Source organism: Halomonas sp. KAO, assembly GCF_015595025.1.
Classification (GTDB): domain Bacteria; phylum Pseudomonadota; class Gammaproteobacteria; order Pseudomonadales; family Halomonadaceae; genus Halomonas.
In genome coordinates this window covers 15,353-32,491 of record NZ_JADNRL010000012.1, presented here as the reverse complement: position 1 = coordinate 32,491, position 17,139 = coordinate 15,353, and the positions used below count along the sequence as shown (strand labels likewise).

Sequence of the window (17,139 nt, the reverse complement as noted above, 5' to 3'; positions counted from 1 at the left end):
GGAAGGCGCTTTCGCCATTCGGTCGAAGAGATGAGCTTTCCGGCGACAAGCCTGCACGAGGGCGCTGTAAACCCCTCCCTGGGCGCTACTTTTGACGTCCATGGTCAAAAGACCCTCGTTCCGCCTTGTCCCCGGCGCTCATCCTGCCCACATCTTGGAGTGAGCGCTTAATCCTCGAAGTCGATCCAGCGCGAGCGGTGGATGTCCTCGATATTGGTCTGCCAGCCGCTCAGCGCCGGGCTCACCAGGTTGCGCGAGACGTAGTAGTAGAGCGGCAGTGTGGCGTTGTCGGCCAGTGCCAGGGTCTCGGCCTCGGCCATCAGCTCGGCGCGGGCATCGGTGTCCTGGGTCTCGGCGGCCTGGTCCATCAGGGCGTCGAACGCGTCGTTCTGGTAGGCGCCATAGTTGTTGGCGACGCCACCCTCGAGCAGGCTCAGGAAGTTCTGGGCGTCGTTGTAGTCGCCGATCCAGCCGGCCCTTGCCACGTCGAAGTCGCCCTGGCGGATGTCGGCATAGTGGACGGCCACCTCGGCGTTGTAGAGCTCCACCTCCACGCCCAGCGGCTTCCACATGGCGGCCAGGGCGATGGCGACCTTGCGGTGATCCTCGCTGGTGTTGTAGCGCAGCAACAGTTCGAGAGGGTTGTCCGGGCCGTAACCGGCCTCTTCCATCAGCGTGCGGGCGCGGGTGAGGCGCTCCTCCTGGCTCAGGTCGGCGAAGTCGAGCTCGGCTCCCTCGTAGTGGGCCACGTTCGGCGGCACGAAGCCGTAGGCGGGCTCTTCACCGGTGCCCAGGATCTGGTCGGTGATCACCTCGCGGCGCACCGCCAGGCTCAGCGCCTCGCGCACGCGGGGGTCGGCGGTGGCGCGGTCGTCCCGGGTGTTGAAGGCGTAATAGTAGATGCCCAGGTAGGGGGCCACCTGCACCGCCTCCGGCAGGTTCTCCTGAAGCCAGGTGTACTGCTGGGTGGGGAACTCCCGGGCGATGTCGATCTCGCCGGCGCGGAAGCGGTTCAGGGCGGTATTGCGCTCCTCGATGGGGAAGTAGATCACCTCGTCCAGGGCGACATTCTCGGCGTCGTGGAAGTGCGGATTGCGGGTGGCCTCGATGCGGGTCTGGGACCGCCACTCCTGCAGGGCGAAGGCGCCGTTGGAGACCATGTGCTCGGGGCTGGGCCAGTCGTCGCCGTGCGCTTCCACCACGTGCCGGGGCACCGGGTAGGCGGTGTAGTGGGCCAGCTGGTCGAGGAAGTAGGGGGTCGAGCGCTCCAGGGTGATCTCGAGGGTGTGGGCATCCAGGGCCTCGATGCCCAGCGCGCCCGGCTCGGCGTCGCCGTTGAAGACCGCCTCGGCGTTCTTCACCGGGTAGAGCAGGTAGGCGTAGCTGGCGGCGGTGGCCGGGTCGAGGATGCGCCGGAAGGCGAAGACGAAGTCGTCGGCGGTCACCGGGGTGCCGTCCGACCAGGCGGCGTCCTCGCGCAGGCTGAAGGTGTAGGTCGTGCCGTCCTCGGTGACTTCCCAGGACTCGGCGACGCCGGGGATGCGCGAGCCGTCGGCGGCCTCGGTGACCAGCCCCTCGAAGAGATCGCCGACCACGTCGTTCTCCCAGGTGCCGCTGACCTTGTGGGGGTCCAGGGAGGCGGGCTCGCCCATGATGGCGAGGCGCAGGGTATCGGCACTGACGGGCAGGGCGAGGCAGGTGGCGGCCAGCAGCAGCGAGCCGGCGGCAAGGCGGGGCGTGATCATGGTGCACTCCGTTGCTTGTGGTTGTGTGGAGTTCCGGCCATTTGGCCATGACTTGACCCTATCCAAGCCCGCTGACGCGGTCTATTTGAAATTCCGCATGGCTTCATCCATGAATTCGATACTGTCCAGCCCCGAGGGCCGGGTAGGATGGTCGCTGTGGTCGGGGTTCGCTACAATAGTCCCCTTTTCCGCGCCGCCGCGGCGGCCATCTTTCCACTGCAGATTCAGGCGAGACGCCCCATGCTGGAAACCAACCCGATTCACTACCTCATCAAGGACCTGTCTGAGCGGACAGACGTCCTGAGGGGGTATCTTTGACTATGCCGAAAAGAAGGATCGGCTAGAGGAAGTTACCCGCGAGCTGGAAGACCCCAATGTCTGGAACGATCCGGACTATGCCCAGAAGCTGGGCAAGGAGCGCGCTTCCCTCGAGACCATCGTGGCCACCATCGACGAGCTGGACCAGGGGCTGGGCGATAGTCGCGACCTGCTGGAGCTGGCCGAGATGGAGGATGACGAGGCCACCGTCGCCGAGGTGGAGAAGGAGCTCCAGGGCTTCCATGCCAGCCTCGAGAAGCTCGAGTTCCGGCGGATGTTCTCCGGCGAGATGGACGAGAACAACGCCTATCTCGATATCCAGGCCGGTTCCGGCGGGACCGAGGCCCAGGACTGGGCGAACATCCTGCTGCGCATGTATCTGCGCTGGGCCGAGCATCATGGCTTCAAGGCCGATATCACCGAGCTCTCCGCCGGCGATGTGGCGGGCATCAAGTCGGCTACCCTGCATATTCAGGGTGATCATGCCTTCGGCTGGCTGCGCACCGAGACCGGCGTGCACCGCCTGGTCCGCAAGAGTCCCTTCGACTCCGGCGGTCGCCGCCATACCTCGTTCGCGTCGGTGTTCCTCTCCCCGGAGATCGATGACAGCTTCGAGGTCGATATCAATCCCTCGGACCTGCGCGTCGACACCTACCGCTCCAGCGGCGCCGGCGGTCAGCACGTCAACACCACCGACTCGGCGGTGCGCATCACCCATGAGCCCACCGGTATCGTGGTGGCCTGTCAGAGCCAGCGTAGCCAGCATGCCAACCGCGACTTCGCCATGAAACAGCTCAAGGCGAGGCTGTGGGAGCATGAGATGGAGAAGCGCAACGCTGCCAAGCAGGAGGCCGAGGACTCCAAGTCCGATATCGGCTGGGGCAGCCAGATCCGCTCCTACGTGCTGGATGATCAGCGCATCAAGGACCTGCGTACCGGTGTACAGACCAGCAACTGCGACAAGGTGCTGGACGGCGATCTGGATCAGTTTATCGTCGCCAGCCTCAAACAGGGTCTATAGCCTGCTGCGCTCGCCGACGCGCCCCCGCCCCTCTGCTCGAGATGTCCATCGACCCGAGTCGATGCCGCTCTCCGCAGAGGGGCGGCTTGTATCGGCGTCGCTTGCACGGCTCTAGATGCGTCTCAGCTTTCGTATTCGAGATTTTCGAGATTTCCAACAGGTAGCGATATGGCCAACGAGAGTCCCTCAGCGGAAAGCCCGCAGAACGAAGAGAACCGCCTGATCGCCGAGCGCCGCGCCAAGCTGGCGGCACGCCGCGAGCGGGCCGCCGCCCAGGGCGAGAGCGCCTTCCCCAACCATTTTCGTCGCGACAGCCAGGCCGCCGAACTCGAGGCGGCACTGGGTGACAAGGACAAGGCCGAACTCGAGGCGCTGGGCCACCAGGCCAGCGTGGCGGGCCGTATCATGCGCAAGCGTGGTCCCTTTATCGTTATCCAGGATGTCAGCGGCCAGATTCAGCTCTACGTCGACAAGAAGGGGCTGCCGGCCGAGCTGCTCGAGGAGATCAAGGGCTGGGACATCGGCGATATCGTCGCCGGGCGTGGCCCGGTGCACAAGTCGGGCAAGGGTGACCTCTATGTGATGATGGAGGAGGCGGTGCTGCTCACCAAGAGCCTGCGGCCGCTGCCCGACAAGTTCCACGGCCTCACCGATATGGAGGCGCGTTACCGTCAGCGCTATGTGGACCTGATCATGAACCCCGACTCGCGCCAGGTGTTCGAGACCCGTGCCGGGGTCATCAGTGCCATGCGTCGCTTCTTCGAGGCGCGCGGCTTCATGGAGGTGGAGACCCCCATGCTGCAGGCGATCCCCGGTGGTGCCACGGCACGCCCCTTCGTGACCCACCACAATGCGCTGGACCAGGACATGTACCTGCGCATCGCGCCGGAGCTCTACCTCAAGCGCCTGGTGGTGGGGGGCTTCGAGAAGGTCTTCGAGATCAACCGCAACTTCCGTAACGAGGGGCTCTCCACGCGCCACAACCCCGAGTTCACCATGATCGAGTTCTATCAGGCCTATGCGGATTACCATGACCTGATGGATCTGACCGAGGAGATGTTGCGTACCCTGACCCAGGAGGTGCTGGGCAGCACCACCGTGGTCAACACCGTGCGCAATCGCGATGGCGAGGTGCTGGAAACCTTCGAGTACGATTTCGGCCAGCCGCTGCGTCGCCTGAGCGTGTTCGACGCGATTCTCGAGTTCAACCCCGATATCCATGCCGATTCGCTGGCCGACGAGACCGCGGCGCGCCAGATCGCCGAACGCCTGGATATCGACGTCAAGGATGGCTGGGGGCTGGGCAAGATCCAGATCGAGATCTTCGAGAAGACCGTGGAGCATCGTCTGCAGCAGCCCACCTTTATCACCGAATATCCCACCGAGGTGAGTCCCCTGGCGCGGCGCAAGGATGCCAACCCCTTCGTCACCGAGCGCTTCGAGTTCTTCGTCGGGGGGCGCGAGATCGCCAACGGCTTCTCCGAGCTCAACGACGCCGAGGATCAGGCCGAGCGTTTCCGCGAGCAGGTGGCCGAGAAGGAGGCCGGGGACGACGAGGCGATGTACTTCGACGCCGATTATGTGCGGGCTCTCGAATATGGTCTGCCGCCCACCGCCGGCGAGGGCATCGGCATCGACCGGCTGGTGATGCTGCTGACCGATAGCGCCTCGATCCGCGATGTGCTGCTGTTCCCTGCCATGAGGCCGGAAGTCGAGTAGAGGAGCGGTTCGGGAAGCATTGGTAAACGCCGCGGGTAGCGCCCATAATGGTCAGCGTTTCGACGTCGAGGAGACCGCCATGAAACTGCTCAACCGCTCTGCCCTGAGCGTCCGCCCGACCCAGCACTTCGTGGATTGGATCAACGGGCTCGAGCCCACCCTCGGCAACGAGGATCTGACGCTGGCCGACGTCGAGCACGAGAGCACCATCTACCTGATCCCGGAGATGGATACCCCGGAGGCCCTGCAGGGCTTCGTGCGTGAGCGCTACCTCGAGATCCTCGAGACCGAGCTTCGCGCCTGGGAAGAGGATCAGCGGCAGTGGCCCGAGGTCCTCGACTGGCCGCTGTTTCAGCGCTTCCTGCAGCTCGAGCACAGCTACCTCGCCATCGACCTGGATGATGAGGCGGCGCTGGAGATCTCCGAGATCGACGATAGCCTGCTGCTGGAGACCGACCAGGACTGACGCCTGATCGGAGATTCGCGAGAGAAACCGGCTTCGGCCGGTTTCTTCGTTAACGGACCCTGATGCGGAACATGGAATGAGCCGACTCTTCGAGACGCGCCCCGGTGATGATGGCCTGCCGGGGCCCGAGCGACGCCTGGCGGTGCTGGCGCTGATCCTCGGTACCCTGATGGCGGTGGTGGATACCACCATGGTCAATATCGCGCTGCCCTCCATCGCCACCGGCCTCGAGGTGTCGGCGTCGCGGGTGGTATGGGTCACCAACCTCTTCCAGGTCAGCTCGGCCGCCTTCCTGCTGGTCTTCGCCGCCCTGAGCGAGCTGCTGAGCCGGCGCCGGCTCTATGTGGCGGGGGTGGCGGTATTCACCCTGGCGGCGCTGGGCAGCGCCCTCTCGACCACCCTCGAGAGCCTGCTGGTCTTTCGTGCCCTTCAGGGGCTGGGCGCGGCGGCGACGCTCTCCATCGGCCCCTCGATCTATCGCCAGGTCTTTCCGACGCGGCTGCTGGGGAGCGCCCTGGGGCTCTCGGCCATGGTCGTGGCGGGGGGCTATGCTGCCGGCCCGGCGATCGGTGGGGCCCTGCTCTCGGTGGCCGACTGGCCATGGCTGTTTGCGCTGCACCTGCCGCTGGGTGCGGTAGCGGTGGTGCTGGCCTGGAGGGCACTGCCGCGTGAAGCGGCGCGCCCCGGTGGCTTCGACTGGCAGGGGGCGCTGCTCTCGATCACCATGCTCGGCGGCCTCTTCGTCGCCATGGATGGCCTCGGCCATGGCATGGCGGCCTGGGCCCTGGCGGCCTGGCTGGGCACCAGTCTGGTGGCGGCACTGCTGTTCGTGCGTCGCCAGCGACGCGCCACTCACCCGTTGCTGCCGCTGGCGATCTTTGCCGAGCGGCGCTTCAGCCTGGCGCTGGCCGCTCAGGGGAGTGCCTTTATCGGGCAGGGGCTCGCCTTCGTGGCGCTCTCCTTCCTGTTCCAGCAGCAGATGGGGTTCTCTCCCCTCGAGACCGCCTGGCTCTTCACCCCCTGGCCGCTGGCGATCATGCTGGTGGGGCCGCTGGCGGGCCGGCTGGCCGACCGGGTGAACCCCTCCCTGCTGGCGTCGCTGGGCCTGCTGCTGCTGATGGGCGGCCTGTCTGCCCTGGCCTGGCTCGATGCCGAGGCCGGGGTGGTCGAGGTGCTGTGGCCCATGGCGCTGTGCGGTATGGGCTTCGGGCTCTTTCAGCCGCCCAACAACCGCGAGCTGATCGGCAGCGTGCCGCTGTCGCGCAGCGCCAATGCGTCCGGGGCCATGAGCACGTCGCGTACCGTGGGGCAGTCGCTGGGGGTGGCCCTGGTCGGCGCCTTCCTGGCCGCCGGCGTGGCGGTGCAGGCCACGCTGTGGCTCGGTGCCCTGACGACCCTGGCCGCCCTGCTGTTCAGCCTGCTGCGGATCCCGCTTGCCGCAGCCGCCCGGCGAGGATAGAGCCGCTGGGTCGCGGTGCATCGTTAGCCTTGCCTATAGCGAGTACAATGGGCGTTTCACTTCACCATTTTGGGAAGCCGCCATGAGCATCCAGTCAAGCATCGAAGAGAAGCTCCAGGCCCTCGAGCCCGCCTTTCTGCAGGTGGAGAACGAGAGCCATCGGCACGCCGTGCCGCCCAACTCCGAAACCCACTTCAAGGTGACGCTGGTCAGCGAGCGCTTCGAGGGTCTGATGCCGGTCAAGCGCCATCAGCAGCTCTACGCCCTGCTGGCCGATGAGCTGGCCGGGCCGGTGCATGCCCTGGCTCTGCACCTCTATACGCCCCAGGAGTGGCAGGCCAGCGGCCAGGCGCGCCCCGACTCGCCGGACTGCCGGGGCGGCGGCCGGTGACCAGCGAGCCACAGCGCCTCCAGTATCTGGAGGCGATGGGTCTGACCGCCTGGGTGGCGCGCTATGCGCTGCCCAATGCGCACCCCACGCCGGCCTGTGAGTGGGAGCTGCCCGAGCAGCCCCCCGAGGTCGGGCATGGTCAGCGCCTGCAGGCGCTGCTGGATGAGGCGCGGGAGCAACCGGCGGCCCCGCCGGCCGAGAGCCCGGCCCAGGAGCGCAGCGAGCGAGTGCCGCGTCCTGGCAAGGCGCGGGCGGCCCTGCTGGGCGATATGGCGCCTCCCGAGGAGGTCAGTGCCGAGACCGAGGCGTCGAGCGCGCTGGCCGAGGAGGCGCCCCGGGAAGCCCTGCGCTTCGCCTTTCAGGTGGCCTGCCTGGAGGGGCGCTGGTTGCTGGTGCTGCCGGGCGACCAGGCACCGGGGCGTCCTCAGCTGATGTTGCTCGCCAATATCCTGCGGGCCGCAGGTATCGAGTCGCCGCCCCCGGTGTTTCAGGATTTTCGCTGGCCACTGCAGGAGGGACTTCCGGTACAGGAGCCCCTGGTGGAGGCCCGGGAGGGCCTGAAGGCCTTTGTCGCCGGGGCCAGCCGGCGCGGCTGGGTGCCTGAGCGGTTACTGGTGTTCGGCCGGGACGAGGTGCTGGAGCGAGTGCTGTCGCTCGAGGGAGAGCGCTGTCCGCTGTTCGGGCTGCCCGCCTGGCAGGGGCCTTCGCTGGCCGGGCTCGCCAATGGCGCCGACGCCAAGCGCGCCCTGCTGCCCCGGTTGCTGGCCCTGGGCGAGGCATGGCGCGAGACGCAGGGGGGAGCACCGAGTGGGCAGTGAGGTGTCTGGCGACCGGCCGGTGCTGACGTCCCTGGACGAGGCCGCGCTGGAATCGCTGACGGCCCTGGAAGCCGCCCATGGGTGGGCTACCGCCGGCTCGGCGAGCCAGCTGGCGGCGACCCTGCGCTCATCGACGATATGGGTGGTTGGCCAGGTGGTCGATGATGTCGTGGTGGGGTATGCCGCGCTGGAGCGGCAGCCCTTCGAGGCCGATCTGCAGGCGATTCTGGTGGATGCTCGCTGGCGAGGGCGCGGAGTGGCGCGTCGGCTCCTGGCGGAGGTGGTCGAGCAGGCCCGAGCCTGGGGCAGCGAGCGCCTGTTGCTGGAGGTACGGGCTGGCAATGCCTCGGCCATCGCGCTCTATCGCGCGGCTGGCTTCGCGGAGGATGGCGTTCGCCGCGGATACTATCCGCCCCGGCAGGCCGGGGCGGTCAGGGAAGATGCGTTGCTGATGTCACTGGCGCTGGCGTGAGACCGGCGCGGTGGTGGCTCAGCTCTGGCTGCTGGTATCCAGCTCGTCCAGCTTGCCGAGCACGGCGGACAGACGGCTCTCCCACTCCTCGCGCTCCTGCTTCAGGCGGCTGTTTTCCTCGCGCAGCTCTTCGGCTTCCATCTTCAGCAGTTCCAGGGCCTCCACGGCGCTGGTGACCTTCTGTTCGAGCCGGTTGAAGAGTTCGATGCTCATCCTGTTCTCCTGAGGTGTCGTTCCGGGTGGTCCTGGTGGCCGAGCCGGCGCCCGCAGCGGGCGTTCCAGTCCCGCAGCGTAACGCCGAGCCCCTGGCTCAGCAAGCGTCGTCGGCCGGCGACAGGGCGGTCGCGTCGCGTCGATAGAGTCGACCATGGCTGTCGCCGGCGTGAACCTCGCGGTGCAGCCGCCAGCTGGGAGGCACCTGCGGGTCGAGCCCGGCTTCGGTTTCCAGGTAGATGAAGGCCTCGTCGGTCAGCCAGCCCGATTCCAGCGCGGCACAGCACGGCTCGGCCAGCCCCTGGCGGAAGGGGGGGTCGAGAAAGACCAGAGTGGCCGGAGAGGGCGCATCGCTCAGGAAGCGGGCGACATCGGCGTTGATGACGCGCCCCCGCGATGCGGCCCCCAGGGTGTCGAGGTTCCTGCCCAGCTGGTCGGCCACCCGGGCGTCGCGCTCCACGAAGATGGTCTCGCGGGCGCCGCGCGACAGCGCTTCCAGGCCGAGGGAGCCGGTGCCGGCGAAGAGGTCGAGCACCCGGGCGCCGGGCAGGGTGGCGGCAAGCCAGTTGAACAGCGTCTCGCGCACCCGGTCTGGCGTGGGACGCAGGCCGGGGCTGTCGAGTACCGGCAGCAGCCGGCGGCGGTAGTCGCCGCCGATGATGCGCAGGCGGCCCGCAGGGCGTCGGTCGGCACTTCGGCGGCCGGCGGTCGTGGGCTTGCCTGAGCGGCGGGAGCGTGGGGAGCGTCGAGTCATGACGGGATTGTAACCGGCGGCTTGTCCACAGTCATGGTGGGCAGTGGTAGGATGTGACGATTCGTTCATCCGCGAGGCTGATGCTGTCCATGTTCGGTTTTTTCAAGCGCAAGAAGAAGCAGGAGCAAGAAGCGATCCGGGAGGAGCAGGAGCTCCAGGACGAGGTCGCTCCGCCCTCCGATGAGGAGGAGGGCTCCGGCCAGGGGGAGAGCTCCGATCAGGGTGAGCGCCCCGTCGACGAAGAGCGCCCCAATGAAGGAGAGCGCGTCGCCGAGACGCAGGCACGGCCCGAGTCGCACCCCGTCGAATCGTCGCCTGCCGAGGTGGCAGAGGCGTCGAGCGAGGACACGGCCGCCGCCTCGGCGAGCATTGCCCCTGACCCCATCAGGCAGCAGCCTGCACCCGAGCCCGAGCCCGAGCCCGAGCCCGAGCCCGAGCCCGAGCCCGAGCCCGAGCCCGAGCCCGAGCCCGAGCCCGAGCCCGAACCCGAGCCCGAACCAGCACCAGAACCCGCCGTGTTGCAGGAGAAGCCTGCCGCCGGCGAGAAGAAGGGCTGGTTCGCGCGCATTCGTTCGGGGCTCGGCAAGACCCGTGCCAACCTGACCGACGGTCTGGCCGATCTATTTCTGGGCAAGAAGCAGATCGATGATGATCTGATGGAGGATCTCGAGACCCAGCTGCTGATGGCGGATGTGGGGATCGAGGCCACCACCGCGATCATCGACCGCCTGACCGAGCGCGTCTCGCGCAAGGAGCTCCAGGATAGCGAGGCGCTCTATCGCGCCCTCCAGGAGGAGCTGGCCCTCATGCTCGAGTCGGTGAGCACGCCCCTGGAACTGCCACCCAAGGGGGAGGGCCCCTTCGTGATTCTGGTGGTCGGGGTCAACGGGGTGGGCAAGACCACCACCATCGGCAAGCTGACCCAGCGCTTCCAGCGCGAGGGGCGCAGCGTGATGCTGGCCGCCGGCGATACCTTCCGTGCCGCCGCGGTGGAACAGCTCAAGGTGTGGGGCGAGCGCAACCGGGTGCCGGTGATCGCCCAGCATACCGGTGCCGACAGCGCCTCGGTGGTGTATGATGCGGTGGCGGCCGCCAAGGCGCGCGGCGTCGATGTGCTGATCGCCGATACCGCCGGGCGTCTGCACAACAAGGCGCACCTGATGGAGGAGCTCAAGAAGGTCCACCGGGTGATGGGCAAGCTCGATGCCAGCGCACCCCATGAGGTGATGCTGGTGCTCGATGCCGGTACCGGGCAGAACGCTCTCTCCCAGGCCAGCACCTTCAACGAGGCCGTGCCGATCACCGGGGTGACGCTGACCAAGCTGGATGGCACCGCCAAGGGGGGCATCATCTTCGCCCTGGCCAAGCAGCTGGGCACCCCGATTCGCTTTATCGGTGTCGGCGAGTCGCTGGACGACCTGCGCCCCTTCGTGGCCGGCGAGTTCGTCGATGCGCTGTTCGACCGCGAGAGGAACGACGCCCAGGGATGATCGTCTTCGAGCACGTCGGCAAGCGCTACGGTGGGCGCTTCGAGGCCCTCGCCAACCTCGACTTCCGCGTGCATCGCGGCGAAATGCTGTTCCTGACCGGCCACTCGGGGGCCGGCAAGAGCTCCCTGTTGCGCCTGATCATGCGCCTGGAGCGCCCCACCCGGGGGCGCATTCTGGTCGCCGGCCACGATATCGACCGGCTCCACCCCAGCCAGGTGCCGTTCTATCGCCGCCAGATCGGCGTGGTCTTTCAGGACCACCAGCTGCTCCATGACCGCTCGATCTTCCATAACGTGGCGCTCCCCCTGACGATCCAGGGGGTCGAGCCCCGCGAATCGGCGCGCCGGGTGCGCGCCGCACTGGACAAGGTCGGGCTGCTGCACCGTGAGAAGGCACTGCCGATCGAGCTCTCCGGTGGTGAGCAGCAGCGTGTGGGCATCGCCCGGGCGGTGGTCAACAAGCCGGCGCTGCTGCTCGCCGACGAGCCGACCGGCAACCTCGACCCCCAGCTCTCTGCCGACATCATGGCGCTGTTCGAGGACTTCAATCGCATCGGCACCACGGTGATGATCGCCAGCCACGACCTGGCGCTGATCGCGCGGTTGCAGCATCGCACCCTGCGCCTGCGCGAGGGTCGCCTGGTGGGCGACCGGGAGGCCGCATGAGTCGTCGCCCCGCGCCCTCTCCACGGGGTGCCCGCACCCACCACACACGCTCCTCGAGCCGCCTCCGCGGCTGGTTGCGCCACCATCGGGCGATGTGTCTGGACAGTGCCTGGCGGCTGCTGCGAACGCCCGTCGCCAGCCTGGTGACCATGCTGGCCATCGCTATCGCCATGGTCCTGCCCGCGGGGCTGTGGCTGACCCTGGACAGCGCGCGACTGCTCGATGCCGAACTGACCGAGAGCGCGACCCTCACCGCCTACCTCGCGCCGGGGGGCGGCGATGGAGAGGCGGCACGCATCGACGAGGCCCTGGGCGCTCAGCCCGGCGTGGCCCGCACCCGGTTGATCACCGCGGCCGAGGGCATGGCGGAGTTTCAGCAGGCGCTGGGGCTGGAGGATGCCCTGGAACGCCTCGATGACAATCCTCTGCCGGCCAGCGTGGTCGTCACACCCGAGGCCCCGGCACCGGAGACCGTCCGCGCGCTGGCCGAGTCGCTGGCGGCGATCCCCGGGGTGGAGGAGGTACGCCTGGACCTGGCCTGGATCGAACGGCTGCGCAGCCTGGCCGAGCTCGGCCAGCGCGTGACGTTGGCACTGGCGGTGCTGTTCGGGGGCGGTGTGCTGCTGGTGGTAGGCAATACCATCCGCCTGGCGGTGGAGAGCCGTCGCAAGGAGATCGAGGTGGTCACCCTGATCGGCGCCACCCATGGCTTCGTGCGCCGCCCTTTCCTCTACAGCGGGGCCTGGTATGGCCTGGGGGGTGGCCTGCTGGCCTGGGGGCTGCTGACCCTGGGAGGGGAGTGGCTGGCGACACCGGTCTCGGCCCTGGCGGCCAGCTACGGCGCCAGTTTCAGCCTGCCGAGGCTGGGGGTGGGCGGTTCCGCTTCCCTGGTGGGGTGTAGTATGCTACTGGGCTGGTTGGGTGCCTGGATGGCGGTCAGCCGCCACCTCGCCGAGGTGAAGCCGCGCTGATGCCTGGGTGCCGTGTTGATCGACCCGTCGGGTAGACGGGGCTTGAAATTTCGCGGAACCTTACACTGTTTCTGGTGTCTTAGGTGCCGCATGCATAACGTACAATGCGTAGACACGCACGAATGGGCTGATTGAGGAGACATCCTGCACATGAGCAACAGTCTTCTTCCGGTGGGCCAACTCTCCCCGGGGCACGACCTCAACGGATATATCCGGGCGGTAACCGGCATTCCGATGCTGACCCCCGATGAAGAGAGGGAGCTGGCCTTCCAGCTGCATGACGAGGGCGATCTGGAGGCGGCGCGCCGCCTGGTGCTGTCGCACCTGCGCTTCGTCGTGCACATCGCCCGCAGCTATTCCGGCTATGGCCTGCCTCAGGCGGACCTGATTCAGGAGGGCAATGTCGGCCTGATGAAGGCGGTCAAGCGCTTCGACCCCAATCAGGGGGTGCGGCTGGTCTCCTTCGCCGTGCACTGGATCAAGGCGGAGATTCACGAGTTCGTATTGCGCAACTGGCGTATCGTGAAGATCGCCACCACCAAGGCCCAGCGCAAGCTGTTCTTCAACCTGCGCAGCGCCAAGAAGCGCCTGGCCTGGCTCAACAGCGATGAGGTCGAGGCAATTGCCAAGGATCTCGACGTCAAGCCCGAGGTGGTGCGCGAGATGGAGGGTCGGCTGGCCTCCCATGATGCCGGTTTCGATGCGGCGCCCGGCGAGGACGACGAGAGCAGCTGGCAGGCGCCGGTGCACTATCTCGATGACGCCTCCGCCGACCCGGCCGTTCAGCTCGAGGCGAGCGACTGGGAGGGGGATTCCACCCGTCGCCTGCAGCAGGCGATGGAGGGGCTGGACGAGCGTTCGCGCGACATCCTGCGGCGTCGCTGGCTCACCGAGCCCAAGGCCACCCTGCATGACCTGGCCGATATCTATGGCGTCTCCGCCGAGCGTATCCGTCAGCTCGAGAAGAATGCCATGAAGAAGATCAAGCAGCAGATCGGTGATGCCCTGGTGGCCTGACGCCCCATGGCGACACGCCTGAGGTTGCCGCCGAGTCCCGCACAGAGCCCCCGCCGGAGTGTATCCGACGGGGGCTCTGGCGTTTCTGGCGGGGGCTGAGCTTACGCCGGCTGCGGGCTTTCCCTGAGCAGCTGGTTGGAGAGCAGCATCCACTGCTCCTTCCAGTGCTCGGTGGGGCGGCGCTTGAAGTCACTTCTCACGTACTGACTGATGCGCCCCTCGGCGGTGGCCAGCAGCAGGTTGGCGGCGGCGGAGGCGGGCAGAGTGGTGCGACGCCCCTCGCGCAGTTCGGCCTCGCGCAGGATCTGCTTGAGCTGGGTCTCGAGCCGTTCGAAGAGCTGATGGATACGGACTCGCAGGCGGGCGGTCTCGCCGGTGAGCACCCCGCCGTCGAGCAGTCGCGAGAGGCCGGGGTTCTTCTCGGCGAACCCCAGCAGCAGGGCAAGCAGGGCGGCGCAGCGGGGCAGCGCCTCGTGCTCCTCTTCCAGGATACGCCCGATGCGGGCAAACAGGGTCTCCTCGATAAACTCGATGAGGCTCTCGAACATGCGGGCCTTGCTGGGGAAGTGGCGATAGAGGGCGGCCTCGGTGACGCCGACCTGCTTCGCCAGGGCAGACACGGTGATGCGCTTGCCACTGTCCTCCTCCAGCATCATGGCCAGCGCCTGGAGAATCTGATCGCGACGACTGGGGGGTGCCTGGTTCATGGTGTGATCAGCCTTCGTCGGTGATCAGGGTGCCGACCCCGGCGTTGGTGAAGATCTCCAGCAGGGTGGCGTGGGGGACCCGGCCGTCGATGATATGGGCGCTCTTCACGCCGCCCTTCACCGCCTCCAGGGCGCAGCGAATCTTCGGCAGCATGCCGCCATGGATGGTGCCGTCACTGATCAGTTCATCCACCTGAGTGGTGGTCAGGCCGGTCAGTACCTCGCCGGCGCTGTTCATCAGGCCGGCCACATTGGTCAGCAGCATCAGTTTCTCGGCGCCGAGTGCCTCGGCGACCTTGCCCGCCACCAGGTCGGCGTTGATGTTGTAGCTGTGGCCCGCCTCGTCCACGCCGATGGGGGCGATGACCGGGATGAAGTCGCGGTTGGCGAGCATGTCGATCAGGTCGGTAGAGATATGCTCCACCTCGCCTACATGACCGATATCGATGATCTCGGGGGCGGTCATCTCGGGGGACTGATGCTCCACCTTGAGCTGGCGGGCACGGATCTGGGCACCATCCTTGCCGGTCAGGCCGATCGCCTTGCCGCCGCACTGGTTGATCAGGTTGACGATGCCCTTGTTGACCAGTCCGCCGAGCACCATCTCCACCACATCCATGGTCTCGGCGTCGGTGACCCGCATGCCATTGACGAAGCGTGACTCGATATTGAGCTTGCCGAGCAGTTCGCCGATCTGCGGGCCGCCGCCGTGGACCACCACCGGATTGATGCCCACCTCCTTCATCAGCACGATATCGCGGGCGAAGGAGTCGATCAGGGTGTCCTCGGTCATGGCGTTGCCGCCGTACTTGACGACCACGGTCTTGCCGGAGAAGCGCTGGATGTAGGGGAGTGCCTCGGAGAGGACCTCCACCACCAGGCGCGGGTCACGGGTCTGTTCGGTCATTGCGTGTTCCTTGTTCATGCTTAGAGCGCCAGATCCAGCTCGGGGGCCACCTGGGCCAGGGCGTCGGCGAAGCGCGCCTTGATGCGCTCGAGCGCCGAGTCACTCTTGCCCTCGAAGCGCAGCACCAGCACCGGGGTGGTGTTGGAGGCGCGGCACAGTCCCCAGCCGTCGGGGTAGTCGACACGGATGCCGTCCAGGGTGGTCTTCACGCCCTCCTCGCCGAAGTCGCCCTCCCGGGCCAGGCGTGCCACCAGATCGAACTTGGTCTCGTCGGTGACGGTGATATTGATCTCCGGGGTGCCCTTGTCCTGAGGGTAGCGGTCGAAGAAGGCGTCCGCGTCCTGTTCCTGGCGAGCGAGGATCTCCAGCAGGCGGGCGGCGGCGTAGAGGCCATCATCGAAGCCGTACCAGCGCTCCTTGAAGAAGATGTGTCCGCTCATCTCGCCGGCGAGCAGGGCGCCCGTCTCCTTCATGCGTGCCTTGATCAGTGAATGGCCGGTGCGCCACATCTCGGGCTCGCCACCGGCCTCATCGACCACCCGGGCCAGGTTGCCCGTGCACTTGACGTCGTAGATCACCTTGCCGCCGGGGTTGCGTTCGAGCATGTCCTCGGCGAAGGCCATCATCAGATGGTCCGGATAGATCAGTCGGCCGGAGGGCGTGATCACCCCCAGGCGGTCGCCATCGCCGTCGAAGGCCAGGCCGATGTCGGCGCCGCTCTCCTGCACCGCCTGAACCAGATCGCGAAGATTCTCGGGCTTGCCCGGGTCCGGGTGATGGTTGGGGAAGGTGCCATCGATCTCGGCGAACAGCGGCAGGGTCTCGACGCCGAGTCTCTCCACCAGCTGCGGGCCGAGCTCGCCGGCTACGCCATTGCCGCAGTCGACCACCGCCTTGAGCGGACGGGTCAGGCGCACGTCGGCCAGGATGCGTGCCAGATAGGCGTCACGCACGTCCACCTCACGCAGGCTGCCCTGGCCCTCGCTCAGGTCGTGCGTGGCGATACGCTCGTGCAGGGCGGTGATCGCCTCGCCCGAGAGGGTCTCGCCGCCCAGCACGATCTTGAAGCCGTTGTAGTCGGGCGGGTTATGGCTGCCGGTGACCATCACCCCGGAGGTGGCGCCGTCCAGCACGTGGGTGGCGAAGTAGAGGACCGGGGTGGGCACCATGCCGATGTCGATGACGTCGCGGCCGGTAGCGGTCAGGCCCCGCACCAGGGCGGCCTTGAGGCGCTCGCCGGAGAGCCGGCCGTCGCGGGCAACCACCACGCTGGATTCGCCGCGGGCGGCGGCCTCGCTGCCGATGGCGCGGCCGATCAGCTCGACGGCGGGCTCGGTGAGGGTGTCGTCGACGATGCCGCGAATATCGTAGGCACGGAAGATGGAGGCGGGTACGGTCTGGCTGTGTTGGGTCATGAAGCGTGCGTTCCTGTGAGCGGTGACTGGAGGCGCTGGCTGGGTCAGTGGCGGCCGGAGCTGCCGAAGCCGCCGGTGCCACGCTGGCCATTACTGTCCTGGGGGCTGCTGCTCTGGCCGGTAGCGAAGTCGTCTACCAGCTCGAGCTCGGCCTGTACCACCGGCACCAGCACGTACTGGGCCAGGCGCTCGAAGGGCTCCAGGGTGAAGTCGGCCTGACCCCGGTTCCAGACCGAGATCATCAGCTCGCCCTGGTAGTCCGAATCGATCAGCCCCACCAGATTGCCGAGCACGATGCCGTGCTTGTGGCCCAGCCCCGAGCGGGGCAGGACCAGGCCGGCGAGGGCCGGGTCGGCGATATGAATGGCCAGCCCCGTGCGTACCAGCTCGCACTGGCCCGGGCTCAGGGTCAGGGGGTCGTCGAGCAGGGCGCGCAGGTCCATGCCGGCAGAGCCCCGGGTGGCGTAGTGGGGCAGGTAGTCGCGCAGGCGTTCGTCGAGCAGCTTGACGGCCAGGCGGGGCTTGGCATCGGGTTGGGACATCGGATGTTCCTGATACGGTTCGGGGTCGTGGATCGGTTGGTGGCTCAGC

At 67.3% G+C, this 17,139-nt stretch carries 18 protein-coding genes; 11 read left to right on the top strand and 7 right to left on the bottom strand.

Translation table 11 applies throughout. From position 1 onward, the window contains the following. Positions 1 to 167: 167 nt before the first annotated feature. Positions 168 to 1,745: a peptide ABC transporter substrate-binding protein gene (locus tag IOC61_RS05465; protein ID WP_195687865.1), complete on the bottom strand. Its 1,578-nt coding sequence runs from the start codon at positions 1,743 to 1,745 to the stop codon at positions 168 to 170. A gap of 243 nt (positions 1,746 to 1,988) precedes the next feature. On the opposite strand from IOC61_RS05465, the gene prfB reads away from it, so the two are divergent. The 7 genes from prfB (at position 1,989) to IOC61_RS05430 (ending at position 8,409) form a co-directional block, all read left to right on the top strand. Continuing rightward, a protein-coding gene (prfB, locus tag IOC61_RS05460; protein ID WP_229332951.1) for a peptide chain release factor 2 occupies positions 1,989 to 3,084 on the top strand; the annotation gives its coding sequence in 2 pieces (ribosomal slippage) (positions 1,989 to 2,060 and positions 2,062 to 3,084; 1,095 coding nt in all). Positions 3,085 to 3,252: 168 nt separating this feature from the next. Next, a complete protein-coding gene (gene lysS, locus IOC61_RS05455) occupies positions 3,253 to 4,803 on the top strand; it encodes a lysine--tRNA ligase (protein WP_195687863.1) in 1,551 nt (516 codons plus the stop codon). Between the two features lie 79 nt (positions 4,804 to 4,882). After that, positions 4,883 to 5,269 (top strand): hypothetical protein, encoded by a 387-nt coding sequence (locus tag IOC61_RS05450; protein WP_132044510.1) that lies wholly within the window; start codon positions 4,883 to 4,885, stop codon positions 5,267 to 5,269. A gap of 76 nt (positions 5,270 to 5,345) precedes the next feature. After that, positions 5,346 to 6,728, top strand: a complete 1,383-nt coding sequence (locus tag IOC61_RS05445) for an MFS transporter (RefSeq protein WP_195687862.1) — start codon at positions 5,346 to 5,348, stop codon at positions 6,726 to 6,728. An 82-nt stretch (positions 6,729 to 6,810) separates the two neighbouring features. Further along, a complete protein-coding gene (locus IOC61_RS05440) occupies positions 6,811 to 7,119 on the top strand; it encodes a BolA family protein (RefSeq protein ID WP_161423927.1) in 309 nt (102 codons plus the stop codon). Beyond that, entirely contained in the window at positions 7,116 to 7,937 is an 822-nt protein-coding gene (locus tag IOC61_RS05435) for a hypothetical protein (protein ID WP_195687861.1), read from the top strand. The genes IOC61_RS05440 and IOC61_RS05435 overlap by 4 nt, the downstream gene beginning before the upstream one ends. 19 nt (positions 7,938 to 7,956) lie before the next feature. Beyond that, positions 7,957 to 8,409: a GNAT family N-acetyltransferase gene (locus IOC61_RS05430; RefSeq protein WP_311429811.1), complete on the top strand. Its 453-nt coding sequence runs from the start codon at positions 7,957 to 7,959 to the stop codon at positions 8,407 to 8,409. Between the two features lie 18 nt (positions 8,410 to 8,427). On the opposite strand, the gene IOC61_RS05425 is transcribed toward IOC61_RS05430, so the two are convergent. Both IOC61_RS05425 and rsmD read right to left on the bottom strand, forming a co-directional pair. After that, positions 8,428 to 8,622 carry a cell division protein ZapB gene (locus IOC61_RS05425; protein WP_195687859.1) on the bottom strand — a complete coding sequence of 65 codons (195 nt, stop codon included), beginning with the start codon at positions 8,620 to 8,622 and terminating at the stop codon, positions 8,428 to 8,430. A gap of 97 nt (positions 8,623 to 8,719) precedes the next feature. Then, positions 8,720 to 9,376 carry a 16S rRNA (guanine(966)-N(2))-methyltransferase RsmD gene (gene rsmD / locus IOC61_RS05420; RefSeq protein WP_195687858.1) on the bottom strand — a complete coding sequence of 219 codons (657 nt, stop codon included), beginning with the start codon at positions 9,374 to 9,376 and terminating at the stop codon, positions 8,720 to 8,722. 89 nt (positions 9,377 to 9,465) lie between these two features. Here rsmD and ftsY point away from each other — a divergent pair, with 89 nt between their 5' ends. The 4 genes from ftsY to rpoH all read left to right on the top strand — a co-directional run bounded on the left by ftsY (position 9,466) and on the right by rpoH (position 13,519). After that, positions 9,466 to 10,866 carry a signal recognition particle-docking protein FtsY gene (gene ftsY / locus IOC61_RS05415; RefSeq protein ID WP_195687857.1) on the top strand — a complete coding sequence of 467 codons (1,401 nt, stop codon included), beginning with the start codon at positions 9,466 to 9,468 and terminating at the stop codon, positions 10,864 to 10,866. Continuing rightward, positions 10,863 to 11,531 carry a cell division ATP-binding protein FtsE gene (gene ftsE, locus IOC61_RS05410; protein ID WP_132042909.1) on the top strand — a complete coding sequence of 223 codons (669 nt, stop codon included), beginning with the start codon at positions 10,863 to 10,865 and terminating at the stop codon, positions 11,529 to 11,531. The genes ftsY and ftsE overlap by 4 nt, the downstream gene beginning before the upstream one ends. Continuing rightward, positions 11,528 to 12,502 carry a permease-like cell division protein FtsX gene (ftsX, locus tag IOC61_RS05405; protein WP_195687856.1) on the top strand — a complete coding sequence of 325 codons (975 nt, stop codon included), beginning with the start codon at positions 11,528 to 11,530 and terminating at the stop codon, positions 12,500 to 12,502. The genes ftsE and ftsX overlap by 4 nt, the downstream gene beginning before the upstream one ends. 150 nt (positions 12,503 to 12,652) lie before the next feature. Further along, positions 12,653 to 13,519 (top strand): RNA polymerase sigma factor RpoH, encoded by an 867-nt coding sequence (gene rpoH / locus IOC61_RS05400; RefSeq protein ID WP_132042906.1) that lies wholly within the window; start codon positions 12,653 to 12,655, stop codon positions 13,517 to 13,519. Between the two features lie 101 nt (positions 13,520 to 13,620). Here rpoH and slmA read toward each other — a convergent pair whose 3' ends face one another. Genes slmA through dut form a run of 4 tightly spaced genes read right to left on the bottom strand, consistent with a single transcriptional unit; the run spans position 13,621 to position 17,090 of the window. Further along, positions 13,621 to 14,226, bottom strand: a complete 606-nt coding sequence (gene slmA, locus IOC61_RS05395) for a nucleoid occlusion factor SlmA (RefSeq protein WP_195687855.1) — start codon at positions 14,224 to 14,226, stop codon at positions 13,621 to 13,623. Positions 14,227 to 14,233: 7 nt separating this feature from the next. Next, positions 14,234 to 15,133 carry an acetylglutamate kinase gene (gene argB / locus IOC61_RS05390; RefSeq protein ID WP_195687854.1) on the bottom strand — a complete coding sequence of 300 codons (900 nt, stop codon included), beginning with the start codon at positions 15,131 to 15,133 and terminating at the stop codon, positions 14,234 to 14,236. A 20-nt stretch (positions 15,134 to 15,153) separates the two neighbouring features. After that, the gene (locus IOC61_RS05385) at positions 15,154 to 16,548 is read right to left on the bottom strand and encodes a phosphomannomutase/phosphoglucomutase (protein WP_195687853.1); all 1,395 of its coding nucleotides are present in this window, start codon (positions 16,546 to 16,548) and stop codon (positions 15,154 to 15,156) included. A gap of 44 nt (positions 16,549 to 16,592) precedes the next feature. Beyond that, the gene (gene dut, locus IOC61_RS05380; protein ID WP_195687852.1) at positions 16,593 to 17,090 is read right to left on the bottom strand and encodes a dUTP diphosphatase; all 498 of its coding nucleotides are present in this window, start codon (positions 17,088 to 17,090) and stop codon (positions 16,593 to 16,595) included. Positions 17,091 to 17,139: the final 49 nt, after the last annotated feature.